24 protein-coding genes and 1 tRNA gene are annotated in these 25480 nt (G+C 59.7%); 5 read left to right on the forward strand and 20 right to left on the reverse strand.

Going from position 1 to position 25480, the window contains the following annotated elements:
* Window positions 1-47: 47 nt before the first annotated feature.
* The 3 genes from Q0887_RS10405 to Q0887_RS10415 all read right to left on the reverse strand — a co-directional run bounded on the left by Q0887_RS10405 (window position 48) and on the right by Q0887_RS10415 (window position 7090).
* Complete coding sequence (locus Q0887_RS10405) at window positions 48-5402, reverse strand: CARDB domain-containing protein (RefSeq protein WP_299194702.1); 5355 nt, start codon at window positions 5400-5402, stop codon at window positions 48-50.
* A 212-nt stretch (window positions 5403-5614) separates the two neighbouring features.
* Window positions 5615-6808 carry an integrase arm-type DNA-binding domain-containing protein gene (locus tag Q0887_RS10410; protein WP_299194704.1) on the reverse strand — a complete coding sequence of 398 codons (1194 nt, stop codon included), beginning with the start codon at window positions 6806-6808 and terminating at the stop codon, window positions 5615-5617.
* 195 nt (window positions 6809-7003) lie between these two features.
* Window positions 7004-7090: transfer RNA gene (locus Q0887_RS10415), tRNA-Leu, on the reverse strand.
* Between the two features lie 216 nt (window positions 7091-7306).
* Here Q0887_RS10415 and Q0887_RS10420 point away from each other — a divergent pair.
* Window positions 7307-8275 (forward strand): complex I NDUFA9 subunit family protein, encoded by a 969-nt coding sequence (locus Q0887_RS10420; protein ID WP_299194707.1) that lies wholly within the window; start codon window positions 7307-7309, stop codon window positions 8273-8275.
* A gap of 254 nt (window positions 8276-8529) precedes the next feature.
* Here the strand turns inward: Q0887_RS10420 and Q0887_RS10425 are convergent, their stop codons facing one another.
* The 4 genes from Q0887_RS10425 to Q0887_RS10440 form a co-directional block, all read right to left on the reverse strand.
* A complete protein-coding gene (locus Q0887_RS10425) occupies window positions 8530-8796 on the reverse strand; it encodes a hypothetical protein (protein ID WP_299194710.1) in 267 nt (88 codons plus the stop codon).
* A gap of 236 nt (window positions 8797-9032) precedes the next feature.
* Window positions 9033-9923 (reverse strand): dienelactone hydrolase family protein, encoded by an 891-nt coding sequence (locus Q0887_RS10430; protein ID WP_299194713.1) that lies wholly within the window; start codon window positions 9921-9923, stop codon window positions 9033-9035.
* Between the two features lie 21 nt (window positions 9924-9944).
* A complete protein-coding gene (locus tag Q0887_RS10435; RefSeq protein WP_299194716.1) occupies window positions 9945-10388 on the reverse strand; it encodes an NfeD family protein in 444 nt (147 codons plus the stop codon).
* On the reverse strand, window positions 10388-11416 hold the full coding sequence (locus Q0887_RS10440; RefSeq protein ID WP_299194718.1) for an SPFH domain-containing protein: 1029 nt from the start codon (window positions 11414-11416) through the stop codon (window positions 10388-10390). The genes Q0887_RS10435 and Q0887_RS10440 overlap by 1 nt, the downstream gene beginning before the upstream one ends.
* Window positions 11417-11574: 158 nt before the next feature.
* Here Q0887_RS10440 and Q0887_RS10445 point away from each other — a divergent pair, with 158 nt between their 5' ends.
* Window positions 11575-13728: a PQQ-dependent dehydrogenase, methanol/ethanol family gene (locus Q0887_RS10445; RefSeq protein ID WP_299194721.1), complete on the forward strand. Its 2154-nt coding sequence runs from the start codon at window positions 11575-11577 to the stop codon at window positions 13726-13728.
* Between the two features lie 24 nt (window positions 13729-13752).
* Here the strand turns inward: Q0887_RS10445 and Q0887_RS10450 are convergent, their stop codons facing one another.
* From Q0887_RS10450 to Q0887_RS10475, 6 genes are all read right to left on the reverse strand, one after another.
* Entirely contained in the window at window positions 13753-14160 is a 408-nt protein-coding gene (locus tag Q0887_RS10450) for a VOC family protein (RefSeq protein ID WP_299194724.1), read from the reverse strand.
* On the reverse strand, window positions 14157-14990 hold the full coding sequence (locus Q0887_RS10455) for a DUF4198 domain-containing protein (RefSeq protein WP_299194727.1): 834 nt from the start codon (window positions 14988-14990) through the stop codon (window positions 14157-14159). Before Q0887_RS10455 ends, Q0887_RS10450 begins: the two co-directional genes overlap by 4 nt.
* A gap of 4 nt (window positions 14991-14994) precedes the next feature.
* A complete protein-coding gene (locus Q0887_RS10460; RefSeq protein WP_299194730.1) occupies window positions 14995-16005 on the reverse strand; it encodes a nitronate monooxygenase in 1011 nt (336 codons plus the stop codon).
* Between the two features lie 60 nt (window positions 16006-16065).
* Window positions 16066-17076 (reverse strand): sensor domain-containing diguanylate cyclase, encoded by a 1011-nt coding sequence (locus Q0887_RS10465; protein WP_299194733.1) that lies wholly within the window; start codon window positions 17074-17076, stop codon window positions 16066-16068.
* Window positions 17077-17314: 238 nt separating this feature from the next.
* A complete protein-coding gene (locus Q0887_RS10470; RefSeq protein ID WP_299194736.1) occupies window positions 17315-18001 on the reverse strand; it encodes a helix-turn-helix domain-containing protein in 687 nt (228 codons plus the stop codon).
* Between the two features lie 139 nt (window positions 18002-18140).
* Window positions 18141-19412: an aspartate kinase gene (locus tag Q0887_RS10475; protein WP_299194739.1), complete on the reverse strand. Its 1272-nt coding sequence runs from the start codon at window positions 19410-19412 to the stop codon at window positions 18141-18143.
* A 150-nt stretch (window positions 19413-19562) separates the two neighbouring features.
* On the opposite strand from Q0887_RS10475, the gene ubiG reads away from it, so the two are divergent.
* The gene (ubiG, locus tag Q0887_RS10480; RefSeq protein WP_299194742.1) at window positions 19563-20306 is read left to right on the forward strand and encodes a bifunctional 2-polyprenyl-6-hydroxyphenol methylase/3-demethylubiquinol 3-O-methyltransferase UbiG; all 744 of its coding nucleotides are present in this window, start codon (window positions 19563-19565) and stop codon (window positions 20304-20306) included.
* Between the two features lie 6 nt (window positions 20307-20312).
* On the opposite strand, the gene Q0887_RS10485 is transcribed toward ubiG, so the two are convergent.
* The 3 genes from Q0887_RS10485 to Q0887_RS10495 all read right to left on the reverse strand — a co-directional run bounded on the left by Q0887_RS10485 (window position 20313) and on the right by Q0887_RS10495 (window position 22171).
* A complete protein-coding gene (locus Q0887_RS10485; protein WP_299194745.1) occupies window positions 20313-20696 on the reverse strand; it encodes a hypothetical protein in 384 nt (127 codons plus the stop codon).
* 69 nt (window positions 20697-20765) lie between these two features.
* Window positions 20766-21752, reverse strand: a complete 987-nt coding sequence (locus Q0887_RS10490) for a glycerophosphodiester phosphodiesterase family protein (RefSeq protein ID WP_299195320.1) — start codon at window positions 21750-21752, stop codon at window positions 20766-20768.
* A gap of 68 nt (window positions 21753-21820) precedes the next feature.
* Window positions 21821-22171 (reverse strand): arsenate reductase, encoded by a 351-nt coding sequence (locus Q0887_RS10495; protein WP_299194748.1) that lies wholly within the window; start codon window positions 22169-22171, stop codon window positions 21821-21823.
* An 88-nt stretch (window positions 22172-22259) separates the two neighbouring features.
* Between Q0887_RS10495 and Q0887_RS10500 the strand changes: the two genes are divergently transcribed.
* A complete protein-coding gene (locus Q0887_RS10500; protein WP_299194751.1) occupies window positions 22260-22676 on the forward strand; it encodes a hypothetical protein in 417 nt (138 codons plus the stop codon).
* Window positions 22677-22681: 5 nt separating this feature from the next.
* Here the strand turns inward: Q0887_RS10500 and ruvC are convergent, their stop codons facing one another.
* Window positions 22682-23152, reverse strand: a complete 471-nt coding sequence (ruvC, locus tag Q0887_RS10505) for a crossover junction endodeoxyribonuclease RuvC (RefSeq protein WP_299194754.1) — start codon at window positions 23150-23152, stop codon at window positions 22682-22684.
* 125 nt (window positions 23153-23277) lie between these two features.
* Window positions 23278-24024, reverse strand: coding sequence for a YebC/PmpR family DNA-binding transcriptional regulator (locus Q0887_RS10510; RefSeq protein ID WP_299194757.1), 747 nt, complete (start codon window positions 24022-24024; stop codon window positions 23278-23280).
* A gap of 80 nt (window positions 24025-24104) precedes the next feature.
* Here Q0887_RS10510 and Q0887_RS10515 point away from each other — a divergent pair, with 80 nt between their 5' ends.
* Window positions 24105-24866: a CPBP family glutamic-type intramembrane protease gene (locus tag Q0887_RS10515; RefSeq protein ID WP_299194760.1), complete on the forward strand. Its 762-nt coding sequence runs from the start codon at window positions 24105-24107 to the stop codon at window positions 24864-24866.
* 14 nt (window positions 24867-24880) lie between these two features.
* Here Q0887_RS10515 and Q0887_RS10520 read toward each other — a convergent pair whose 3' ends face one another.
* Together Q0887_RS10520 and Q0887_RS10525 are read right to left on the reverse strand one after the other, a co-directional pair.
* Entirely contained in the window at window positions 24881-25216 is a 336-nt protein-coding gene (locus Q0887_RS10520) for a hypothetical protein (protein ID WP_299194763.1), read from the reverse strand.
* 24 nt (window positions 25217-25240) lie between these two features.
* The gene (locus Q0887_RS10525) at window positions 25241-25477 is read right to left on the reverse strand and encodes a DUF2312 domain-containing protein (protein ID WP_299194766.1); all 237 of its coding nucleotides are present in this window, start codon (window positions 25475-25477) and stop codon (window positions 25241-25243) included.
* Between the last annotated feature and the right edge of the window lie 3 nt (window positions 25478-25480).

Raw genomic sequence — 25480 nt, forward strand, 5'->3', positions numbered from 1 at the left:
CGGGCTTGCGAATCAAGTGCTAACAACTTGTTCGAATTCGCAACTATCTATCCGAAGAATTCCGCCTGAATCTCGTCGAAGGGCCGGAACTGGTTTTCGACCGGTCGGCTGGCAAAGAGCATTTCAATGTCGCTGCCCGACGGATTGGTCGCTGCGGCTAGAGCGGCAAAATCGAGCGATTCGGGTGCTTGGTCTGCCTGCTTTTCATCATCATCCGGACGGAAGACAAAGGTCGCCGTATCAGTCGCGCCTTGCGAGCCGTTGTTGAACCAGTCACCAAAGGTGGTTTCGTCATAACCATTGGAGGTCAGGTAATCGCGCACCTGCGCTTCAGACTGGTAATTGGCATAGCGGATATTGCCGTCTTCATGCATGATCGCGCGCAGATAGGCCGTGCCGTCGGTCAGCGAGAAATAGACCTCCCATTCGCCGTCGCCATCATAGTCGTCAGCGCCCAAAATGCCGTTGATATTCTCGATCTGGAGGTCGTTCTGGAACCGGCGCTGGCTGTCATGGTCGCTGCCTGCGACGACTTCGCCCGATTCCACCAGCGGATCGATATAGATGCCGACTACGCGCGTTTCGCCCGCCCAGGAATGGTCGTCGAAATAGACCAGCCCATCAGGCCCCGTGCCAACGGTTGCAAATCGGCCAATCGCATCGTTGACCAGGACATGATCGACATCGCCGTCGCCATTTATGTCGATGCTACCGATATGCAGCCATGCGCCGTCGCCGCCCAGATCATTGCCGTCAAAGTCGCGGATCATCTCCATCGCAGCGGCGTAATCCGCCGGATCGGTTGAGGAGAAGTCGACGCTGACTCCCTGGCCAGGGAGGAGGCGCAAAAGCTCATCGTCAAACTGTACAAACTCGACATTTACCAGGGAATCCATCCCGTCCGGCCCGACAAGGTCAAAGCCTCCATTCTCACGCTGCGTTACTGTGTACTCGGATCGGCTTCCGCTAACCAAGACCGTGTCGACATTTGCTCCGCCCGAAAAACCGTCATTGCCTAGTCCACCAATCAGTAGGTCGGCCTCATTGCTTCCGAACAATAGATCATCACCGTCAAAGCCATAGAGCGTCGAAGATCTCAATCCGCCGAAAAGAACGTCAAATTCGTCGCTTCCGAACTGGGAGGTCGAGGCGAGCGTATCTTCGCCTGGGGACTCAATTTGGTAGTCAGGTTCGCGGTCTGCGAGGATGACAACCCATAGTCCGCCAAACTCAGCGATACCGATTGTATCGAAGTCGGAGTTCTCGAAGGCAGCGTTGAAACCCTCTTGAGCTTGTAGCCGGGCAAGCACGTCTTCTGGATCACCGAACTGCGAAGATACCGCGAACAAGCTATACCGGCTGGAGTCGACTCCTTCGCCAAGCAGCTCTTCTAACATGCCGCGGAATTGCTGCGACAACAGGTTTCCATTCGACCATGCTTGCGCCCAAGCACTGTTCCCCTCGAAGAATGCAAAGTTAATGGCGCTATCCGAGAAGTTCGCAACCAGATCATTGGCCTTGCGGCTCGCAAAGGCAGTCAGGCTCGCATCAAGATCCAAATTGCCGATTGCACCTCGAGCCGTGTTAAAGGCATTTGCCACTGCCAACTCTGCCGACGAGGTTCCATCACCCGCATAGTCGCCAAGATCGAGCGTCAGAATAGCGGAATTGCCAAGCGCGAGCGGATTGTTGTCGGTGAGTTGGCCCGCTAGCTCAGCTCGCGCAATCGACTGAGCCTCGTTCGGCTGATACCCTAGGTCTACGCCGATGGCGAGAAAGTGCGCATATGCACTACCCGCCGTGCCGTTCTCCAAGGCTTCACGCGCATCTGGATATGTTTCTAGATACCAAGCTTCGTCCAATCGGACGATCTCGGCCTCGTCCAAATCAAACCCTATTTCTGCCTGCGCTTGCTCGGACTGAGACAATGCTGCGGAAGCCGTGTCATATAGGAAGTATCCCAATTCTCTTGCTTGCTCTCTTAGGCCCTCGGTATAGAAAACTTCGCTTGCGAGAATCCCTCCAATCGCAGCCCCCGCCCAATATCCTACGACACCTCCTGTTACCCCACCGAGACTTCCCGCAGCAGCGCCCAAAATCGAACCAGCCCTTGCTCCGACAAATCCAGCGGCGGCTTCGAACAAGCTCTCAAAGAGTTGACCGATACCTTCACGCGCGCCCTGTCCCTCTGGAGCGGACTGGACGGCGAACAGCACATCCAAACCAACGTCCGAAGCATCTAGGACTGGGATCGTGCCCCCAATCTCTAGATCCACAATTTTCCGCGCAAATCTCTCAAACTCAACATCATCCATTTTGACTGTGACGGCCACGAGGGCTTGCCACGTTTCAGGAGATGCAAGGTTCAGGACTGATTTTGTGAGGATTTCTAGAAGTTCAGCGGTTGCCTCATCAACCACGTCCACAGGAGGATCACCCCCGCCGGTATCGTTCGGTGCTGTATCCCCCAAATCTGCTACGGTCAGCCTATACCCGCCACTTCCACCGGCTGAGCCCGCGCCAATGCGGACAAAAAACGTACCAGTGTCTTCTGCTTCGAATGTAACAACCGCCTGCGCGAGCCCTGAGCCTTGATCCTCTATCTCATGGAAATCATCGGGATTGCGGATTGTGATGAAGAGCGATTGCAATGCGCCCTCAGCGCCTCTCGCCTCACCCACAACGGAGAACTGGTAAGTGCGACCCGCCACAAGTTCGACTGCGATCACATCCTTGTCGCCTGCAATTTCAATCGAACCAATGATTGAATTGCCCAAGTTCAGAGTTGGTATGCCATTTACCGAGCCTCCGTCGGAAGGTGTATCGGCATAGTCATCAGCAGGTGGGTCTGGCTCCGTCGGGTCATCCGACTGACCAGAAGAAATGTTTTCGACCGAAAGCTCATAACTGCCTTGGTCTGTCGGCTCACCGCCCGTTCCAACACGAATCCAATAGTCGCCACTAACATCCACCGTGAACTCGGTTGATGTAGTGCTTCCAATGCGACTCACCTGGAGCACATTTGAAAAGTCGTCTGGGTCGCGGATGGTAAAGATGCCTAAAGGCAAATCTTGTGCGACGAGCTCGATCCGATAGGTTTGGCCTGCTTCTAGGCTAACCAAGAACACATCCTTGTCGCCGTAAGTATCGTCACCATCGGCCGGTCCAATTACTCCTGATATGGTCTGGCCAACACTAAGAGAACCGACACCATTTGCGGTTCCGCCGTCTCCAGGTTGATCAGCGAAATCGTCCGACACCTCTCCTCCAACCGTTATGAAGAAACCCGTGGCGTTGTTGTCTTCGTCGCTTTCATCGACGTTGTTCAAATAGTCGGTGACGACAATGACTGAAAAAGTCCCCGCGTTGAGATCCGTTGGGATAACAAAGCTCAGAGACTCGCTGACGTCGGTGCTGCCAGCAGCCAACGGGTTCGTCGGGTTCGTCGCGAGAAGCAAAGGCTCGTCGTCAATTACTAAATAGACGGCGGCAACGCTTGATTGCGCATCAGCGTTACCCGCGTTTGTGATGTCGACATCGACATCCACCGTTTCGCCGGGCGTAAACGTCCCGGCAACAGTATCACCCAGGTTCAAGATTTGATTGCCGACAGCCACTTCCGAGAACTCAAGATCGGGAGCTTGTTCCTCCGTTACCGATAACGAGTACGAACCCGTTTGCCCTGATACGCCCGTACCCACTCTGACGAAAAAGTTGCCCGAGTAAGGGGCTACGAAGGTCAGGGTTGCTGGATCGCCTTCACTGCTAAGCTCACCAACCCTATCAAACGAGGAATCTCGAATAGAGAAGATCGCGTCGGTTAGGCCATCGCTACCATCGACAACAAAGGTATACGTCCGACCCTCGACCAGAGAAACGATGAAAGCGTCTCGGTCGCCGAATGTGTCGTCATCAGAATCGTTGAGTCCGATCCAGCCGCCGATGCTGCCTCCAACTCCAAGGATTCCTACGCCGTTGATCGTGCCGGTCTCTCCCAGTTCATCTGCGTAGTCGTCGGCGAGATTAACAAGGAACGCCGTCCCGTTGTTCAGCTCGTCAGATTCATCAACATCATTTCTGAAATCAGAGACAACGAGGACCGAATATACGCCAGCCGCGATGTTTGCAGGAATTACGAAAGAGAGCGTCTCATTGGGGTCTGTCGAACCGGCATCGAGGGCATTTGTCGTATTGGTGTCTACAAGGATGTTCTCTCCATCGACCACCAAGTAAACCGCCGATGCACTGCCTGGGGCATCTCCATCACCGATATTTCGGATGTCAATCGTGACGCTGAAATTGTCGCCTGCCCCATAAAGGCCATTGACTGTATCGCCCAGATCAATGGTCTGTCCGTCAACTTCGGTGTCAGTGATAACGAGGTCAGGCTCACCTGCGTCCTCAACGGTGATGAAGAAGCCTGTCCCGTTGTTGCTTTCGTCAGATTCATCGACATCGTTCAGATAGTCGGCGACAACGATAACCGAATAGGTCCCCGGCTCAAGATTGCTCGGCAGCTCAAACGAGAGATTCTCGTTGTCGTTCGACTCACCTGCATCAAGCGAGCCACTGGAGTTGGTATCCATAAGGATATTTTCTCCATCGACGACCAGATAGACCGCTGCCCTGCTAGACGGAGCATCGCCATCCCCCGTATTCGTCACTTCGACCGTTAGCGGCACCGTATCGCCAGGCAGGAACGTGGCGTTGACCAGTTCTCCCAAGCTTATGTCTTGTGAGCCTACATCAACATCGGTGATCTCGAGGTCTGGCTCACCTGCATCTTCGACGGTGATGAAAAATCCAAAGGCGTTGTTGCTTTCGTCAGATTCATCGACATCGTTCAGATAGTCGGCGACAACGATAACCGAATAGGTCCCCGCCTCAAGATTGCTCGGCAGCTCAAACGAGAGATTCTCGTTATCGTTCGACTCACCTGCATCAAGCGAGCCACTGGAGTTGGTATCCATAAGGATATTTTCTCCATCGACGACCAGATAGACCGCTGCCCTGCTAGACGGAGCATCGCCATCCCCCGTGTTCGTCACTTCGACCGTTAGCGGCACCGTATCGCCCGGTGCGAACGCATCGTTTACGAACTCTGCAAAGCTAATATCCTGAGAGCCGACATCAGCGTCAGTAATCTCAAGGTCGGGCTGGCCCGCCTCGGGATCTGGCCGTACGACAGCTCCTAGCTGCTGCATCACTTTCCAGGCGGTTGCATCCCCAAACAAGTGAGGAAAGCCGTCACCAAGATACCAGCCAAATTCATCAAAAAAACTGATCTCCCATCCTTGTCTGCCCTCTTGCGAACCCCTGTGATCATAAGAGACCTCGGCAACGAGTCGGTCGGAATGGGGCCAGTGAAGAAGGCCTGTGATGTTAGTGTCTAGTAGGCTCATTCTTCTAACATACAGAAAAATGAGATGCTCCCAACCTTGAATTAGCAAGGACAAGACCACGACCAAGCACTGCCATCGAAATCGACATACGATTACTTCATAAGCCTGCATATTCCAGATTTGACCGCAGTTGATTTAGCCGAAGGCCGACTGCTGCCAATCAGGGTCACCGCAGCGGAAATTCGAACAAAGATTTCGATTTCGTGGGGACTTCACCGGGCCAACTTTAGGCTGTCGAGATAGTCGGACCACCATTGCGCCATCTCGATGCGCTCCTTCCAATATGGCGAACGATTATAGGTTCCGCGCACGGCATTTCTGTCCTTGTGCGAAAGCGCGCGCTCGATAGCGTCAGGGTTCCACTTGCCCGACTCGTTGAGCAAAGAACTGGCCGTGGTTCTAAATCCGTGAGCGGTCATCTCGCTTCCGGCGAAGCCCAGCCGCCGAAGCGCCCCATTGATCGCATTTTCAGACATCGGGCGAAGCTTGGTGCGCGCCGATGGGAACACAAACTCAGAATGGCTTGAAAGGTCTTCCATCGAGCACAGTAGCTCGACCGATTGCCTCGATAGGGGCATCGCGTGATCATCTTTTCGTTGTTTCATTCGGCTGGCCGGAATGATCCAGATCGCATTTTCCAAGTCCAATTCAGCCCAGCGCATCTTGCGAACTTCGCCCGGACGCTGGAACACATGTGGGGTCAACTTGAGCGCAATCATTGTTGCTGGCTCGCCGGAATAGCCATCGATAGCCCTTAGAAGCTCTCCCAGCCGCGCTGCGTCAGTGATCGCAGCAAAGTGCTTCACAATCGGCGAGGCCAGTGCGCCTCGTAAGGCATGGGCAGGGTCAGCTTCAGCGCGTGCCGTCGCAACCGCATAGCGAAACACTCGGCTGGCAAACGAGCGCATCCGATTCGCGGTCTCTCGCTTCCCAGCATTCTCCACCTTCTTGAGCGCTTGCAGGACTTCTCGCGGGGTTATGTCTGCGATGGGAAGCTTACCAATGCTTGGACGCAGTTGATCCAGAAACCAGCGGTTCTTCGATAGAGTGGTGTTAGCTAAGCCCTCCTTCTCGCGTTTCTCAAGAAACTCCTCGGCCACCGCCTCGAAGCTGTTTTCAGCGCCGAGCTTTGCCGCCACCTTCTCTTCCTGCTTGCGCCGCGCCGGATCGATACCCAGTGCCAGTTCGCTCCGCGCCTCATCTCGCAAGCGACGTGCTTCCTTGAGGCTCAAGTCGGGATAAAGCCCGAGCGAGAGCTTCTTTTCCTTGCCAGCGAATCGGAACTTCAGGTTCCAGCGCTTGGAACCTTTCGGAGTGATAAGAAGGTATAACCCCTTCTCATCTGACAGTTTCCAGTTCTTTTCCCGTGGCTTAGCGGCACGAATGGCATTGTCCGTTAGAGGCATTGGGGGCCTTTCTCGTCAAAATCGGCATGAATTGCCCTACATTTGCTTGAGAAGCCCCCACTGAGGCCCCCAAGAGCCCCCAAGAGCCCCCAGCTGTAGACGAACTTTGACGAACGCCAGTGGCCAGAAACCAGCCCTAAATGGCAGATTTCTGCGGTTCTTTCAACCGCCAACGAACAGTGATGAATGAGTAAATGGTGCCCAGAAGAGGACTCGAACCTCCACATCCTTGCGAATACTAGCACCTGAAGCTAGCGCGTCTACCAATTCCGCCATCTGGGCACTCAATCGGAAACTCGCATTGCTGCGGTTCGTCGGGTAGGCGCGGGCCAATAGCGTCCGCTTTGGCCCTGTGTCAACGCAAACCTCGCGCCATTTCGTAAGACTGCGGTGAAGCCACACCAAACCTTGCCCAATGCGGCAGATTGTCGCATGGCGCAGCGCATAGTCTCAACGCCAATCTCAACAGGCGCGTTGCCGCCTCAAGGGACCGATATCATGACCTCAACCTCGCCTCTTTCTGATCAGCTTGTCACCGTTTTTGGCGGCAGCGGCTTTATCGGCAATTACGTTGTGCAAGCGCTGCTGGCGCGCGGGGCGCGGGTTCGGGTGGCGAGCCGCGATCCGCAGGCCGGTTGGGCGCTCAAGCCGCTGGCCAATCTGGGCCAGCTGCAGTTTGCCTATTGCGACATCACACGCGAGGACAGCCTTGCTGCGTCGCTTTACGAGGCCGATTACGTCGTCAATCTGGTGGGCGATTTCACCGGCGATCTCGACATGCTGATGGGCGAGGCTCCCGGCAACATGGCGCGCATTGCCAAGGCGAACGGGGCCAAGCACTTTGTCCATCTGAGCGCGATTGGTGCCGATGCAAACTCCCCCACAGCCTATGCCAAGGCCAAGGCGCTGGGCGAGGGGCGCGTGCTCGACGCTTTCCCGAATGCGACGATCCTGCGGCCTTCGATCGTCTTTGGCGAGGACGACAGCTTCATCAACATGTTCGCAGGACTGATCGAGAACGTCTTCGTGCTGCCGGTCTTTGGCGGCGATGCGAAGCTTCAGATCGCCTATGTCGACGATGTGGCCGAGGCGGTTGCGACCGCGCTCGAAGACCCGGCTGCGCATGGCGGACATACCTATGAGCTGGGCGGGCCAGAGCAGCTGACCATGCTCGAGATCAACGAGCGGATCGCGGCAGCGCAAGGGCGCGACCGGCGCTTCTGGCCGGTGTCGGACAGCTCCAGCAAGCTGTTTGCGCGGATCCCATTCACTCCGATGAGCATGGATCAGTACCGGCTGCTCAAGGCGGGCAGCGTGGTCGGTGAAGATGCGCGCGGCTTTGCCGATCTTGGCATCACCCCGCGCCCGCTGGGCCTGTTCCTCGACAAGTGGATGATGCGCTATCGCCAGTTCGGACGCTTTGGCCTGTCGAACGAGCGGGCCAAGGAGCGCGCGCAAAGGACCTGATTAGGGCTGATCTGGACCGCGCATGTGGGGTTTTTGCAAAATCCTCACACCCCCGCAAAGGTCTGGATTCGCGGCACATTCGCGCGAATTGCGGCGCGAATGTGTAACCTTCCTGATCGGGAGGCCAGATCGGGCCACAAACCGGTAAGGCAATCAGACGACGTTTGACGATTTCAAAGAGCGGCGCGCACCATACGCGCCCGCCCGCCTGTCGGAAAATAGCGCAGCGCCCGGCGCCCGCGAAAACCGCAGGCCTACGAGTCGGGCATGCCCTTCTTATTTCCGGTTCCGCCAATGGTGACTTCGGAACGGAAGCCCACGCCCGGCCCATTCTGCACAACTCGCATTCCAGTTCCTGGGCCAGTCTGGACCACACGGGTTCCTACAACGCTTTGACCCGGTGGAGCTTTCACCACAACTTCAGCTCCAACACCTTCGGAATTCTGCACGTCAAATCCGACGCCGCCATCACTATTCTCGATGTCGAGGCCTACGGAAAGCTCATCAGTTTCATCTTTCATCGGGGATGCCTCCTTCATAAATACAGCCCACAACGTGCCAAGTGCGCCGAGTGCGAGAAGAGCAACGCCTCCCCAAAGCCCAATCTGCTCATGTTCAGGGAATGCTGCCGGGAGGAAGCCACTGACAAGGGCTCCTCCTATACCTAGCAAGATACTCGAAACTAATACGGTTTTGTGGCTTGTCATCTGCCCCATGTAAGAATTCGCCGCTGCCCGGACAAGGCACCGGAACCCACTCACAAATTGCCCGAATAAAGCTCCAGCAAATCGGCATAGGCCTGCTCGGCTGCGGGTTCGGCATAGGCGGGGCTGTCGGGCACGGTCCAGCCGTGATCTCCGGCATAGACCTCCACCTTGGCGGAGCGTCCGGCCTCTTCGGCGGCGGCAGCGAAGTCGTCTTTCACTTGCGGAGCCTGCGCGTCGTCATCCTGCGCCACGGCGATCAGGAAGGCCGCCTCAGCGCGGTCGAGCGTGCGGTGCGGGCTAAGCGGGTCGTCTGCGCGCACCAGCCCTCCCCCGTGGAAGCTCGCAGCGGCCTTGATCCTGTCCGGCACCGAAGCCGCGCTCCAGACGGTGAACGGACCGCCCATGCAATATCCCTGAGTGCCGATCCCGCGCGACGTGTCGACGCTTTCCTGCGCATCTAGCCACCGCACTGCTGCCGCCGCATCGCGGCCAATCGCATCGGCGGTGAGCTTCTCGCGCCACGGGCGGACCTTGGAGAAGCCGTCGGCTTCGATGAACTCCGCGAAGTCGGCAAACTGATTCTTTGGAACGTCGCGGTAATAGGGGTTCATGATAAGAACCGCGTAGCCTTCGCTGGCGAGCCGGTGCGCCATTGCGATTTTGCTGTCGCGGATCGAAGCGATGTCGGGCCAGAAAATCACGCCGGGATGCTTGCCCTGCACGGGGGCGACCAGCACCGCGTCGATTGATCCCTCAGACGTCTCGATCGCATGATAAGAGGCCCCGAAAAGTGGCTTTCCGTCTTCATCAACCATCGGGCCAGACATGACATCGTCGGGACCGGAGCAGGCTGCAACCATGGCCGCGCCGCCCGCAAGCACACCGAAATCGCGACGGCTTATGCTGCTGGCCCAGTCCTTGAGCTTTGCCTCATCACACATAGACCCGCATTCCTTTACTCTTCACACCGCTTCGACGATCAGCACCGCACCGTCGCTGCCGGTGATCCGCACGCTTGCGCCTTCAGCCGTATCCGGTCCGCGCGCCAGCCATTCGCTGTCGCCATGCTTCACGCGGCCAGTCCCGCCGGAGATCGCTTGCACCACCACGGCCTGCTCGCCAACCATCCGCATCCCGCGCTTGTTCATCTTGGGATCGGCCTCTTCGACCGGGTTTTCACGGATATAACGCCGGCCTGCAAAGACCATCAGGATCGACAGCACGGCAAAGACCAGCACCTGCAAGGGTAGTCCGATGGGAAGCGCCCAAGCGAGCGCTCCGGTCATCAGCGCAGCGCCTGCGAGCCAGATCAGAAACATCCCCGGCACAAGGATCTCTGCCGCAGCCAGCAGCAGGCCGAGCGCGAGCCAGAGATAGGGATCCTCGATGGTCGCCAGCCAGTCCATTACTTGCCTCCACTAGAAGGGACACTGGGGCGCTGGACCGCGGGGCCACGGCGAGGAGCACCGCCGCCCGAACCGCCGCCTGAGCCGCCGCCCGAACCGCCGCCTGAGCCACCGCTGGACCCGTCACCCAGCGCTTCGCGGGCCAACTCGCCAATTCCGCCGAGCGTACCGATCAGCTGGGTTGCCTCGACCGGGAACAGGATCGTCTTGGCATTGGGACTGTCAGCGAACTTGGCCACTGCCTTGGTGTATTCCTGCGCGACGAAGTAATTGATCGCCTGACTGCCGCTTTCGGCGATTGCCGCAGACACCATTTCGGTCGCCTTGCCTTCTGCTTCGGCTTCGCGTTCGCGTGCTTCTGCATCGCGGAAAGCGGCTTCGCGGCGGCCTTCTGCTTCGAGGATCGCGGATTGCTTTTCGCCTTCTGCGCGCAGGATGGAAGAGGCCCGGTCGCCTTCGGCTTCGAGGATTTCGGCGCGCTTCAGACGCTCTGCCTTCATCTGGCGAGCCATCGCCTCGGAAATATCGACCGGCGGGCGGATATCCTTGATTTCCACGCGGGTGATCTTGACCCCCCAGGGCGAGGTCGCGTGATCGACCACCGACAACAGGCGGGCATTGATCTCGTCGCGCTTCGACAGCGTCTCATCGAGGTCCATCGAACCCATAACGGTACGAAGGTTCGTTGTGGTGAGCGCCATGATCGCGTTGTAGAGATTGGACACCTCATAAGCAGCCTTGCCCGCATCGAGGACCTGAAAGAACACCACCGCATCGGTGCCGACCATGGCGTTGTCGGCGGTGATGATCTCCTGCCCCGGAATATCGAGCACCTGCTCCATCATATTCACCTTCTGACCCACGCGGTCGAAGAAGGGGATCAGCAGGTGGAAGCCGGGATCGGCGGCCTTGTGATACTTGCCCAGCCGCTCAAGCGTGTAGACATAACCCTGACGCACGATCTGCACGCCCATGACGAGAAAGACGATGACCAAAAGGACCATCGCGACCAGAAACCAGTAAACCATATTCAAGCGTCCCTCTTACCCCTGAGTTGGGCGCAGATTAGCGCAACCTAGGCTCAAGTCCACTCCAACCGGCTGCATGGCCTCATCAGGGGCGAGCGCGCTTACCGATAGACAAGCGCGCGCTGGCTGGGCACAACGGCAGGCGAGGAGAGAGTTTCATGAACAAGGCGATCTGGGCGGCACCTTTGCTGGTGCTTGGCGCATTGGGGGCGGCAGCCTGCAACGAAGCGATGCAGGGCGAGTTTCTGGGCGATGGCGTGACGCAGGCGATGCTTGAGGGTGCGGGCGAAGACCACGCCAACTGGATCACCCACGGGCGCACTTATGACGAACAGCGCTTCAGCCCGCTCGATCAGGTCAACACTCAGAATGTCGGCGATCTGGGCCTTGCATGGTTTGCCGATATGGACACAGCGCGCGGTCAGGAAGCGACCCCGCTGGTGATGGATGGCAAGCTCTACCTCACCACCGCGTGGAGCAAGGTGAAGGCCTTTGACGCAGCCACAGGCGAGCCTTTGTGGGATTACGACCCTGAGGTGCCCGGCGAAACCGGCGTGAAGGCCTGCTGCGACGTGGTCAATCGCGGGCTGGCGGCATGGGGGGAGAGCCTGTTCCTCGGCACGCTGGACGGGCGGCTGGTCTCGCTCGACCGCAATAGCGGCGCAGTTCAATGGGAGGCGCAGACCACCGATCCCGAGCAAGCCTACACCGTCACCGGCGCTCCGCGCGTGATCGACGGCAAGGTCATCATCGGCAATGGCGGCGCGGAGTTCGGCGTGCGCGGCTATATCGCCGCCTATGACGCGGCCAATGGCGAGGAGCTATGGCGCTTCTACACCGTGCCCGACGGCAATGAAGGCGGCGAAAGCCCGCAATATCTGCAAGACGCAGCCGAGACATGGAACACCGAAGTCCTGCGCAGCTCCGATGCAATCGGCGGCGGCGGCACGGTGTGGGATTCGATGGCTTACGATCCGGAGCTGAACCTGCTCTATTTCGGCGTCGGCAATGGCGCGCCATGGAACCGCGCCTATCGCTCTCCGGGGGAAGACGGGACGGGCGAGGGCGACAATCTCTATCTTTCCTCGATCGTCGCGATCCGGCCCGATACGGGCGAATATGTCTGGCACTACCAGACCACTCCGGGCGAGACGTGGGACTACACCGCGACCCAGCACATCATCCTTGCCGATATGGAAATCGGCGGGGAAGAGCGCGCGGTTCTGATGCAGGCGCCCAAGAACGGGTTCTTCTATGTGCTCGACCGCGAAACCGGCGAGTTCATCAGTGCGGAGGATTACATCCCGCAAAACTGGGCGACGGGGATGGATGAGAATGGCCGTCCGATCTTCAACCCCGAAACGCGGATTGACGAGACGGGTGAGCCTGCGCTGGTGATGCCGGGGCCGCTGGGGGGTCACAACTGGCACCCGATGGCGTTCCACCCGGGCGAAGGCCTCGTTTACATCCCCGCATTCGAAGCCGCGATGGTTTACGAACCCGAAGCCGATTGGAAGCCTGACACAGCGCGCGGCTTCAACGTGGGCTTCAACCTCGGTGCGGGCGATCTGCCCGCCGATATGGGCTTTCGCCGCGAGGTTTACGGCACCGTCAAAGGCAAGCTGATGGCATGGGATCCGGTCGCGCAGGAAGCGCGCTGGACGGTCGAATTTGCCGGACCGTGGAATGGCGGCTTGCTCACAACCGGCGGCGGTCTGGTGTTCCAGGGCAATTCGGGCAGCGAGTTCGCCGCTTACAATGCCGCTGACGGAGAGAAGCTGTGGAGCTTCGCCGCGCAGACCGGCATCGTTGCTCCGCCGATCACCTACACCGTAAATGGCGAGCAATATGTCGCGGTGCTGGCCGGCTGGGGCGGCGCCTATGCGATCACCGCCGACGGCGCGCTGGTCGATCATCAGGGGCCGGTGCGCAATGTCTCGCGTCTGCTGGTGTTCAAGCTGGGCGGCGGCGAAGAACTGCCTGCCGAGCGCGAGCTCACCGCAATCCCGCTCGACCCTCCGCCTAGCCGCGCGAGCGCCGACACGATCGCGTTGGGCGGCACCAAATATGCGCGTTACTGCGCCGTATGCCACGGTCCGGGAGCGGTGGGTTCCACCGTCCTTCCCGACCTTCGCCGGTCAGGCACGCTCGGCAATGCAGGCGCGTGGTCGGCTGTGGTGAATGACGGCATTCTTAAGGATAACGGCATGGTCAACTTTGCCGACTCGCTCTCGCGCGAAGAAATCGAGGCCGTGCGCGGCTACGTGATCCACCGCGCCAATGAGGACAAGGCGATAGAGGGCGGCGAGTAGCCGCCCACCCCCTCGCCTGTAGCGTCAGCCCGCTTCTGTGAAGAAGTTCAGCTCCAACAGCACATTGTTGGGGTCGGCGGTGAATATCTGGCGGAGGCCTGCCGCAGGCACCTCGTTCACCGTGTAACTGCCGCCGGACTGATCTAGACGTGCTCTCACCCGCTCGAAATCCGAGCAGCGCAAAGCGACGTGATGGATCGCTCCGGTCTCCGCGCCCGGATCAACCGCGCGGTCATAAGCGCGCGGGCAATCCACCGAGTTTAGATGCAGAATCGCCTGCCCCGCGCCGTCATACATCCAGCGGACCTGATCAGGCCGCATCGGCGGCGGACCGTCGTGCTCCTCCAGATCGAGCAGTTCGGCATAGAAACGCGCTGTCTCACCCAGCCGGTCGGTGATAATGTTCACATGGTCGAGACGTTCGACAATCACGGCGCTTCTGTGCCCTCGGCCGATCGCGGGTTCGCGACAGTCAGGCTGGCAAAGATCGTGAGATAGTCTGCGCGGCTTTCATTGGGTGCAAGGACGCCCCATGTCACCGTGTAGAGCATGGCCGTCTTACCCGGAGCGCCAACCCTCACAACACCGTCGGCGCTGGTCATCGCGGTTTCCACCCCGCCTGTTCCATCAAGCGGCGCGATAGAAAGAGTTGCGCCGTCAAGCGGTGAGCCGCGCCAAAACACTTGCAGGTCGAGCGCGTCTCCTTCGCCCAAAGCAAAGGGGTTTTGCAGCGGCACTATTTCCAGCGTTTGCCCGATGGGTCTGGTGACGTTGGCGGTGATCACATCGCCCACTTGCAGCAAAGTCTTGGCGCGCCGCGCATATAACTCAGTGCCGTTCGCATCACCGCTTCCAGTTGCGGCGCGGTGCGCGGCGATGGCGGTCAGGCCTTCATTCTCGATGTAGCGATTGAACCGTTCGGCTTCGAGGTCGGAGCGGCTGGGATTGCTTTCAAAGGCCAGCACATAGCTGCCCGGGCGCGCCACGCTGAGTTGCGCGCTACCGGTCACGCCAGCCTGCGTCGTTCGAACGGCAGATTGCTGATCGCTCGCGCCATCGGGGCCGTGCAGGCGGAACGCGGCAATCCGCTCCCAATACAGCCCCCAATCATTGGCAGCCGCACCGGCATCGCCAATCTTGAACTCGATCAGCACGTCCTCGCCTGCATCGGGCGTATGATTTTCAGGCTGAAGCCAGAAATTATGCGCCGATGTTCCGGTGGAAGCTACCAGCGCAAGCGCGGCGATCAGGGGGCGGATCATCGCCCTATCTCCGGCTGAGAGCGTCTTCACATTCGCGCATCAGCTGCGCGACGATATCGGCAACCGGCTCTTCTGCCGTCACCATGCCCACGCTTTGCCCTGCCATCAGCGAGCCGCCTTCGACATCGCCGTCGATCACCGCGCGGCGCAAGGCTCCGGCCCAGAAATGCTCGATCTGCAATTGCGCCTCGCCCATATCGACCTCGCCTGCATCGAGCAGTTTTGCGACTTCGATCTGTTTGCGGGTGAACTCCTCGGTGCCCTTGTTCTTGAGCGCGCGCACCGGGATCACCGGCAGGCGCGGGTCAACCTGCACGCTGGTTTCCGCATCGCGGGCCTTGGCGCGGAAGAACGCTTTCTTGAAGTCTGGATGCGCGATGCTCTCGCTAGCGCAGGCGAACCGCGTGCCCAGCTGCACGCCGCACGCGCCCATTTCCAGATAGCCTGCAATGGCCTCGCCGCGGCCGATCCCGCCTGCGACGAACACCACATGATCCTCGGCCAGAGCGGGGAGGAATTCCTGCGCCAGCACGCTGGTCGCAACAGGGCCGATATGGCCGCCCGCTTCCATCCCCTCGATCACCAGAGCATCACCGCCCGAACGCAGCAGCTTTTTCGCCAGCGCCAGCGTTGGGGCAAAGACGATAACCTTCGCACCAAACTCCTTGATCGCTTCAACGCTGCCCTTGGGCGGGATACCGCCTGCGAGCACGACATGGCTTACCGAGTGCTTCTTGCAGACCGCGATCAGATCGAACAGCATCGGGTGCATGGTGATCAGGTTGACGCCAAAGGGCTTGTCCGTGCGCGCGCGCGTCTCGGCAATTTCGGTGTCGAGCAGTTCGGGCGTCATCGCGCCGCATGCGATCACGCCAAAGCCGCCTGCATTGGAGATGGCGGAGACGAGATTGCGCTCCGACACCCAGCTCATCGCGCCGCACAGGATCGCATGTTCGCAGCCCAGAAAATCGGTTCCGCGCTGCATCAGCGCCTTGGTTTTGGAAAAGTCTGTCATAGTCACAGGCGATTACGAGCCTCTGACGCGATAGGCAATGCGCTGTGTGCAGGCTTTCAGTCAGGCGCGGCGTTGTTCGGCGCGGGAGACGGCGGCATCGATCGCGCGTTCGATCTCGTCGCTTTTCGCCAGCACGCCTGCATCACCGCTGGGCGATTGGGCGCAAACGCTCACCCGCATGCCTCCGCCTGCACGCGCCATCACCAGGCCCAACTCTGCCTGACGCAGGGTCCAGTCGACATTCATCTCGGCCCGCGCAAGGCCTGCGCTGGCCGACAGTTCAGGGGTGCGGCTGGAGGACGATCCCGCGAGCCCGGCAAACGTCCGCAGCGTATCTCCGGCCCATCCGCGTGCCTGTGCGGTGTTCATGCCTCTCAGCAGAACGCCGAAACGCTCGCTATCGATCTGCGCTAGCGTGTGCCCGGGCAGGACCATGCTCTCCAGATATTTGGCAAAGCCCCACTGGATTTCATCCGCGGTGCGCTGGCCATATTGCATGAAGATCGCGCGCATCCGGTCCACCGCCAGCACCGCCATAGTGTGCTCGCCCTCCCCCGCAATCGCGCAGCGAAGATCGGCGCAGAAGGCATGGCGATTGGCAAGTCCGGTGAGCGGGTCGGTTAGAGCGCGGGCGCTGATCTCGCCTTCGAGCGAGTGCTTTTGCTGGACCGAACGCAGCAGGCCGAGCGCGCCTTGCGGAACTCCGTCATCATCGTCGATGAGGCGCAGGCTAAAGGCGTACCAGCGCGGCTCTGCAAATTCGTTATCCGCCCTCTCCTCTTCGGGCGCGGCTGACTTACAGACAGGAAATTCGATCCATCCATGGCTGACGCCGCCGCTCAAAACCTGAGTGACATAGCGCACCAGATCGGCGGTGTGATCGGGATCGGCAAAGTCGGAGATATGCGGCATCAGCAGTAACGACGACAGATCAATGCCCAGCTGCGAGGCGTTGGCCGAGGCGTGCACGATGAACCCCGCACTATCCAGCCGCACGACGATATCGCCTGCCGCATCCTCGATAAGGCCGTGCAACACGCGCCCCTCTGCATTGCTGAAGTCTATTTTCATGCCGATTGCCCCCGGCTTGCTGACGAACATTGAGTCAAGCCGTTTTCTGGTCAATCTCGGTATTAGCTAACTGCTAGAGTAAAGATACTGCGTAAAACACGAAGTTCCTATGCATTTTCTCTAATTAAGTTATCTAAGTAAACTTACCTGACTAAAAAACGAATCAATTCTTAATCCGTTTACCATAATTCTAGGTCTTTCCATCGTGTTTATACGGGTTTACCGGTATGTAATACGATCAGAGCTCCACCATGATACGGACATTACCAGGATCCGTTCCGTATTGAGAGGCAATGCGCAGGCGGCATTCGTCGACCAGTGCCGAACTCGCTGCACCGGCATGGGCCTCGCTCAGGTCTCCCTCGCTTACACCCAGCACAGCGGCAATCGCGGCAATGCGTTCGGGCAGCGGGCGGGCCTTGCCCTTTTCCCATGCCCACACAGTCGGCTTGCTCACGCCCAGCGCGTTTGCGACCTGCGCCAGAGTGAGGCTGCGTTCGCGGCGCAGGCGATTGAGCCGCATGCCGAAGGAATCTCCTATTGCCGGCCCAGCGGATTGCGAGGGAGCTGGCGGTGCGACCTCGACTCCGCTGGCGCTGCGCAGCTCTGCCGCTGCCAGAGCAGCCTCGCCCAGCGCCTGCTGGAATGCGCAGCCGAACAGCTCTCCGCTCTGCCACACGATCTCAGCACCGACCGGGCCGAGATCAGGCAGGTCAACCGACAGCACCTCACCCACGCTCAGCGACAGGCCGGTTTGGATCAGCAGGCCTGCTGCCGAAAGGTTATGGATCGTGACATTCGCCTCAAGCCCGCCGGGCAGAACCCCGCTCGTTTCGAGGCGCATCGCACGGCGCGACTGGCGGCGACCTTCGATCAGGCCGGGTGCGGCTTTCGTTTGAGGGTCCAGGTGAGCTTTCAGCGCCATTTCATGCGACTCCAATATGCAAGGAGCACACGAAATCCGCCGTTTGTTCTTAAGGGATTCCAACCAGCAATGGTTAATGTCGACAAACCGCGCGCCCTGCGGTGTCAACCGAGTTAGGCTGGCTGGTTAGACGGGCTGGTTATTCCGGCGCATCGAGTCCGTAAGCGGTGTGGAGCACGCGCACCGCCAGCTCCGTCTCGTCCTCGTCGATCATCACGCTGACCTTGATTTCAGAGGTCGAGATCGCCTGAATGTTGATCCCGCGATCCGACAGCGCGCGGAACATCGTGCTGGCGACACCGGCATGGCTCTTCATCCCCACACCGACAACGCTGATCTTGGCGACCTGGCTGTCGGTGATGATGCGGTTATAGCCGATTGCCTCGCGCCGGTCCTCCAGCAGAGCCTGCGCACGCGCAAGATCCGACTGCGGCACGGTGAAGGTCACGTCGGTCTCGCCCTTGTCGCGGCCAACGTTCTGAATGATCATATCGACATTGATGCTGGCCTCGGCGAGCGGGGTGAAGATATCCGCCACCGCGCCGGGTTTATCGGGCACGCGGGTGAGGATGACTTTCGCCTCGTTCTTGTCATGCGCGATGCCGGTTACAAGCTGGCGTTCCATCAGGCCCTTCTCCACCATTTCGTCCATTTCTTCATCCGAGACGATCAATGTCCCGGGAAGCTCGTCTGCCGCGACGGCGTCATCGCCGACAAAGCTGGAGAGGACCTGGATCCGGACCCCCTCTTTCATTGCAAGCCCGACTGAGCGGGTCTGGAGCACCTTTGCCCCGACACTCGCGAGTTCGAGCATTTCTTCGTAAGTCACCGCTTTCAGCTTGCGCGCGCGGGCGACGATGCGCGGGTCGGTTGTGTAGACCCCGTCAACATCGGTGTAGATATCGCAGCGATCGGCCTTCACCGCCGCCGCAACCGCAACCGCAGACGTGTCCGACCCGCCGCGGCCGAGCGTGGTGATACGGCCATCATCGGAAATGCCCTGAAAGCCCGGCACCACGGCAATCTCGCCGCCTTCCATGCTTTCGATCATTTCAGGCGCATCGATGGTCGCAACGCGCGCCTTGGCATGCGCCTCGACCGTCTTCACCGGCATCTGCCAGCCGAGCCAGCTGCGCGCTTTGCAGCCGAGTGACTGGAGCGTGAGCGCGAGCAGCCCGCTGGTGACCTGTTCGCCGCTCGCGACCACCACATCATATTCGGCCGGATCGTAAAGCGCATTGGCCTCGCGGCAGAAATTGACCAGCCGGTCGGTCTCGCCCGCCATCGCGCTGACGACGACCGCGACTTCGCTTTCCACGCCTTCGGCATTCTTCGCGGCCTGCGCGCGCACGATATTGGCAACGCGGCGAATGCGCTCGGTCCCCGCCATCGAGGTGCCGCCGAATTTCATCACTATTCTTTGTTTTGGGCGCGCCAATGCGTCCTCCACTACCCAACAAGAGGCTCCATTGTGCGCGGTAAGGCGCTCTCTGCGCCAAGACAAGCGGGCTTGTTATTTAGGGGGTGTTAGCGGGGCTTGGGTTCAACCCGCGAAACTGCGATGAACGATCCCACGATGACCAGCACCCAGACGATTCGCCCCGAAGAAGCCGAGTTTTTCGCTGAGCTTGCGAAGGATTGGTGGAACACCAAGGGCAAGATGGCGAGCCTGCACGAGGTCAATCCGGTGCGGCTGGAGTTTATCCGTGACGCCATCGATGCGCATTTCGGCGGCGATGATCGCTCGGTAAAGCCGCTTGCAGGCAAGAGCGCGCTCGACATTGGCTGCGGCGCGGGTCTGGTGTGTGAACCTCTGGCGCGGCTGGGCGCGGATGTGACCGGCGTTGATGCAGCGGCGGATAATGTCGCCGCAGCCTCGGCCCATGCAGAAAAGTCGGGCCTCGATATCCGCTACATGGCAGGCGAAGTTGCCGCGCTTGATATCGGCACATTCGACCTTGTGACCTCGCTCGAAGTGGTCGAGCATGTCGCAGACAAAGCCGCTTTCCTCGCTGACGTAGCCGCGCGGCTTGCAGATGATGGCTTGCTGGTTCTCTCCACCCCCAACCGCACCGCCGCCTCGCGCCTGCTGCTCGTGGGTGCGGCAGAGGCGGTGGGATATGTGCCCAAGGGCACGCATCACTGGGAGGATTTCGTCACGCCTGAGGAGCTGGAGGCACTGCTCGCCAGCGTCGGCCTGGAAGTGATCGAGCGGCGCGGGATCGCGTGGCGGCCCAGCAAGGGCCTGCACCTCTCCGACGACGAAGCGATCAACTACATATTGAGCGCGCGCAAAGCGGCTTAGTCGCCGCTAACCGCAACGCGCGAACTGGACCGCGGGCAGTTCCTTGCCGAAATTGCTGGTCATTTCGAGACGGACTTTGCCGCCGTTCGAGATCAGCTCGCTCAAATTACTATCGCTGCAAACCTCCGAGCGCAGCAAGCGGCGAACTGCATTGGGATCGTAGGTCCTGTTGCCGAGCGGAACATTGCCCATCATCACAACCAGAGTGTCGCCACTGTCGACGCGCGCATGCATGGTGACGCCGGGAAAGTCCTTGCCAATTTCAAGCGTGCCGCGCTCGTTCATCTCGTCCGCCAAGTCGGGCAGCACTTCGGGAGTGATCTCTCCGATGAGCATATTGCCGCAGCCTGCGAGGCACGCTGCCAGCGGCACAACCGTCCAGAATTTCATAACGTGTCCCCTCGAAATTCAAGGGGAATGCTAGGCAGAAACTGGTGAAGATTGCGTAAGCAGCGCCTTCTATCGGCCTTCGACCAGCTCGACAAATTCACGCACATTGTCGGTGAAGAACCCGTCCGCGCCGGTTGCGATCGCCGCATTCCAGAGCCGCCTGTACTGCCCGTCAGCCGCAGGTCCGCCATCGGCCTGAAGGCTTGCGGGAAGGAAGCCGTTTTCCTTGCGCAAGGTCCACGGGTGGACCACCAGCCCTGCCTCATGCGCGTCTGCAACCAGCGAGGTCGTCTGCATCGTTTCGGGGTCCAAAGTATAGCCGAGCCACGGCCCGATTCCGTCGGCATATTCGGCGATCTCGGCCAGCCCTGTCGGCGTGATCATATCCGCCCAGCGCATTGACGGTTCGTCATACGGCCCGCCTTCTGGATGGATCAGCAGGACCAGCCGCGTGTCGATCCGCTGGTTGAGCCGCTGCAAGGGTGTGACTTCGAAAATCTGGATGATCGCCGGAGCATCGGCCCCGTCCAGTCCATGTTGGCGCAGATCGCGGATGATGAGATCAACCATGTCGATCCCTTCCGCTTCGAGCAGGAAGGTTGGGTGCTTGAGCTCGGGATAGAGCCCGATTGTGCGTCCTGTCTCCGCCTCCTTGGCGCGGACAAGCCGGACCACTTCGTCAAAGGTCGGCACTTGATATAGGTCGTTGAAGGCGGTGTTTGCCGGGCGGATGTTCCCGACCCGCTCGCGCGCTCTCAACGTGCGCAGTTCGGCCAAAGTAAAGTCCTCGGCGAACCAGCCTGCGACGCGGCGACCGTCGATGGTTTTTTCGCGGCGCAGATGTTCGAACTCTTCGCGGCTCGCGACATCGGTGGTGCCCGACAGCTCGTTCTCATGCCGCGCGACCAGCACCAGATCCTTGGTCACGACCAGATCGGGCTCGATGTAATCCGCGCCCTGATCGATCGCCAATTCGTAAGCCGCCAGCGTGTGTTCGGGCCGCTCTCCCGACGATCCGCGATGCGCGATGATGAGCGGGCGGGTGCTACCGGACATAGAGGCTCCTTCGGCGTGGCTATCGGCGCTTGCCGGAGCGGCAAAGGCGGTGGCCGCCAGCGCGAGGATTATGAGAGAGTTGCGGACCATTCGTCTTCCTTGAAACCGACCAGAATGCCTGAGGCGTGCACGGCCACTGGCCGCTTGATCATGGAGGGGTGCTGAACCAGCAATGCGGCTGCCTTTTGCGGGTCCGCCGCGTCGGCCTTCTCCGCATCAGTCAGCTTACGGAAAGTCGTGCCGCGCTTGTTCAGGACCACATCGACGCCCTTATCCGCGATCCATGCGGCAACCTTGTCCGCATCCGCGCCGACTTTCTTGTAGTCGTGGAACGTGTAGTCGATCCCGTTTGCATCAAGCCACACGCGCGCTTTCTTCACCGTGTCGCAATTGGGGATGCCGTAAACGTCGATAGTCATTGATTTCCTCTTGGCTGGAACGCCCTGAACGGCTTTAACTTACCCCAAAGCCGCCTGCGCATCTGTAGGCAAAAACGAAGGGGGCACAATGGCATTCTGGGACATTGATCTGGAAACGCGGATGGGCGCGGATAGCGCTGCTGCGCAAGGCGGGCTGGCGTGTTTTGTCTATGCGGGGCTTACCGCTTTCAGCGCTTTCGTAACCGGCGCCGTGTTCGCTTACGGGACACCCGAAGGCCTTGCCGCGCTCGGAATTTTCGGCTTCCAGATCGCCGTCTGCCTCCTGGCGGGTTTCCGGCTGCGCGCGGGCAAAGGCATCTATGCCGGAATGGGTGCAGCGGCTCTGATGGCCTTGAACCTGTTGATCGCGGTTGCTTCGGTCCAGATCGGGCTAGGCTTGATCTTCAACGCCTTGCTCTTGTTGCTCACCGTGCAGGGTATCCGCGGAGCGATTGCGCTGCGATCTTCACACTTCGCGGAGGATGATATCGGGGCTTTCGACTAGACGCCTCAACCTCGCTTCAAATGCGCATCGGCAATCGCAACCGCCAGTGCATCGGCGGCATCCGCGCCTTCAATTGCGATGCCAGGCATCAGCACTTTGACCATCGCGGCGACCTGTTTCTTGTCCGCGCCGCCAGTGCCGACAACCGCTTTCTTCACCAGCCGCGCCGCGTGTTCGTTCACCACTAGCCCCGCCGAGCCGCAAGCCGCGAGCACGCTCCCGCGTGCCTGAGCCAACTTAAGCGTGGATTGCGGGTTCTCGTTGACGAAGACCTCCTCGCACGCCGCGCGGTCGGGGGAGTGCTGGGCGATCACCTCGGCAATCGCACTATAGAGCAGCGCCAGCCGCTCGGGCATGGGCGATTTGGGACTGGTCGGAATCTGCCCGTTGGCAATATGCGACAGCCGCGATCCGTCGACGCGGATCAACCCCCAGCCGGTGCAAGAGAGCGAAGGGTCAAGGCCGAGGATGATCATCGCAGAAAAGTTCCCCGCTCGTGCTGAGCCTGTCGAAGCACCGCACTTCTTCGTATCCGAACATCCATAGAGAAGGGCGGCCCTTCGACAAGCTCAGGGCGAGCGGTTCTTGTGGCTTGTCCCGCTCAAGCCTCGAGCTTCTCCATAATCTCGTCGCTGATCTCGTAATTGCCCCAAACGGTTTGCACATCGTCATCATCGTCGAGCGTGTCGATCAGCTTGAGCAAAGTGCCCGCGCCCTTCTCGTCCATGTCGACGGTCAGATTGGGCTTCCATGCGAGCTTGACCTCTTTCGCCTCGCCCAGCGCCTTTTCGAGGCTTTCGGCGACCGCGTGCAGGTCTTCGGCGGCGGTCCAGATTTCGTGGCCGTCAGCGGAGGACGCAATGTCTTCTGCGCCTGCTTCCAGAGCGGCCTCAAGCACGGCCTCTTCATCGCCGGCATCCGAACCATATTCAATATAGCCGAGCCGTTCGAACCCATGCGCGACCGAGCCTTCGGTGCCCAGATTTCCGCCGTTCTTGCTGAAGGCGGTGCGCACGGCGGTGGCGGTGCGGTTGCGGTTGTCGGTCAGTGCTTCGACGATGATCGCGCTGCCGCCGGGGCCATAGCCTTCGTAGCGGACCTCTTCGTAATTCTCGCCATCGGCCGCGTTCGCCTTGTCGATTGCGCGCTGGATATTGTCCTTGGGCATTGACTGCCCCTTGGCCGTGTTGATCGCCAGCCGCAGGCGCGGGTTCATGTCGGGATCAGGCGTGCCCATCTTGGCCGCAACGGTGATCTCGCGGCTGAGCTTGGAAAACAGGTTGGAGCGCTTTTTATCCTGCGCACCCTTGCGGTGCATGATGTTCTTGAATTTGGAATGGCCTGCCATGGGAAGTCTTAGTGCCCTTTGTATCGTGGTGGCGTTTCGAGGTGGCTAAATCGGAAATTTTCAGCCATCGCATTAGACCTATGAACGATGCGCCGACAAGTCCTGTAACCACTCCGGTTGATCCAAGCAGCAAAGCAATTGCGCCAGCGCCCACGATGCGGGGCGAATGGCGGCGGGTTGGCGCGTTTCTGGCGCGGCCGACGCTGGAGGATGCAGGCGCATGTGGCGCGCCCTCCGCGATGCTGCTCAGGGTCTACGCGCTCGATATTGTGCTGATGAGCGTGCTGATGGTGGCCGCGGGCGCAGTGGCCGCAGCAGGGATCGAGCTGCCCGAGACCGCTCTGGCCGGTGTGGAGATCACAGTCCTGATCGCCTTGGGCGCGATTATCGCCGCGCCAGTTCTGGAGGAGATCGTGTTCCGCGGCTGGCTATCGGGAAAGCCGGGGCATGTCTTCGCGCTGCTATCATTCGCTGTTGGTGCGGCCATTTTTGTCGCTATCGGAGACAGCAGACCGCTGATCAGCTTGCCCTTTGTGGTGGTCGGCTTCGCGCTCGCTTTGGCGCTGCTTATCCTGCTTCGCCGAAAGCCGGTGATGGGCTGGTTTGCACGAGCGTTCCCGCTGTTCTTCTGGATCGCCACCGCCGCCTTCGCGCTCATCCATCTCGGCAATTTCAAGGAGGTGTCGCCGTGGCTGCTGCCGCTGGTCCTGCCGCAGTTTATCCTCGGCGCGCTGGCCGGATATGTGCGGGTGCAGATCGGCCTTTGGGGCGCGATCACGCTTCACATGATGCACAATGCGACGCTGATTGCGATTGTGGTGCTGGGGATGACTGCGGAGTAGGCAGATGCCGCGCGCTATTCTGCTGCAAAATCGATATTGTTCGCGGCCGTAACAACCTTGAGCACTCGGCCATCGGCGTGGAATTCAATGCGTTGTTGCCTGACTTCGCCACTCGTTATTCGGCACGCAAGTATCTCGGCCATGCGCTTCTGTTTCGCCGACCCAAGAGCTTCGAAAGCGAGTTGATCAACCCGGCCCGTCGCCTGGATTGCCCCCACTTTATCGAAGCCCTCGTCGCGCCACGCGGCATTACATGCCTGAATTCGAGCTAACCGGTCCTCGGGCGAAAGCGACCCTTCTATCGTCGGACTGCTGCAAGATGAGGCCAAGCCCAAAGCAATCAGGCTCAAAGTCGTTCTTCCAAACCGCATGAATCACCCCATGCCAAGCGCGGCCTTGTAGGTTTCCAGGATCACTTCCTGTTCGCTGCGATCGTCGGGCTTCATTTTGCGCAGGCGGACGATCTGGCGCATGATCTTGACGTCGTAACCCACCGCCTTTGCCTCGGCATAGACGTCGCGGATGTCGTCGGCGATGCCTTTCTTTTCTTCTTCGAGGCGTTCGATACGCTCGATCAGCAAGCGCAGGCGGTCATCGGTGGCTTCGGCCATTGT

It is taken from the genome of uncultured Erythrobacter sp. (assembly GCF_947492365.1).
Lineage (GTDB): Bacteria > Pseudomonadota > Alphaproteobacteria > Sphingomonadales > Sphingomonadaceae > Erythrobacter.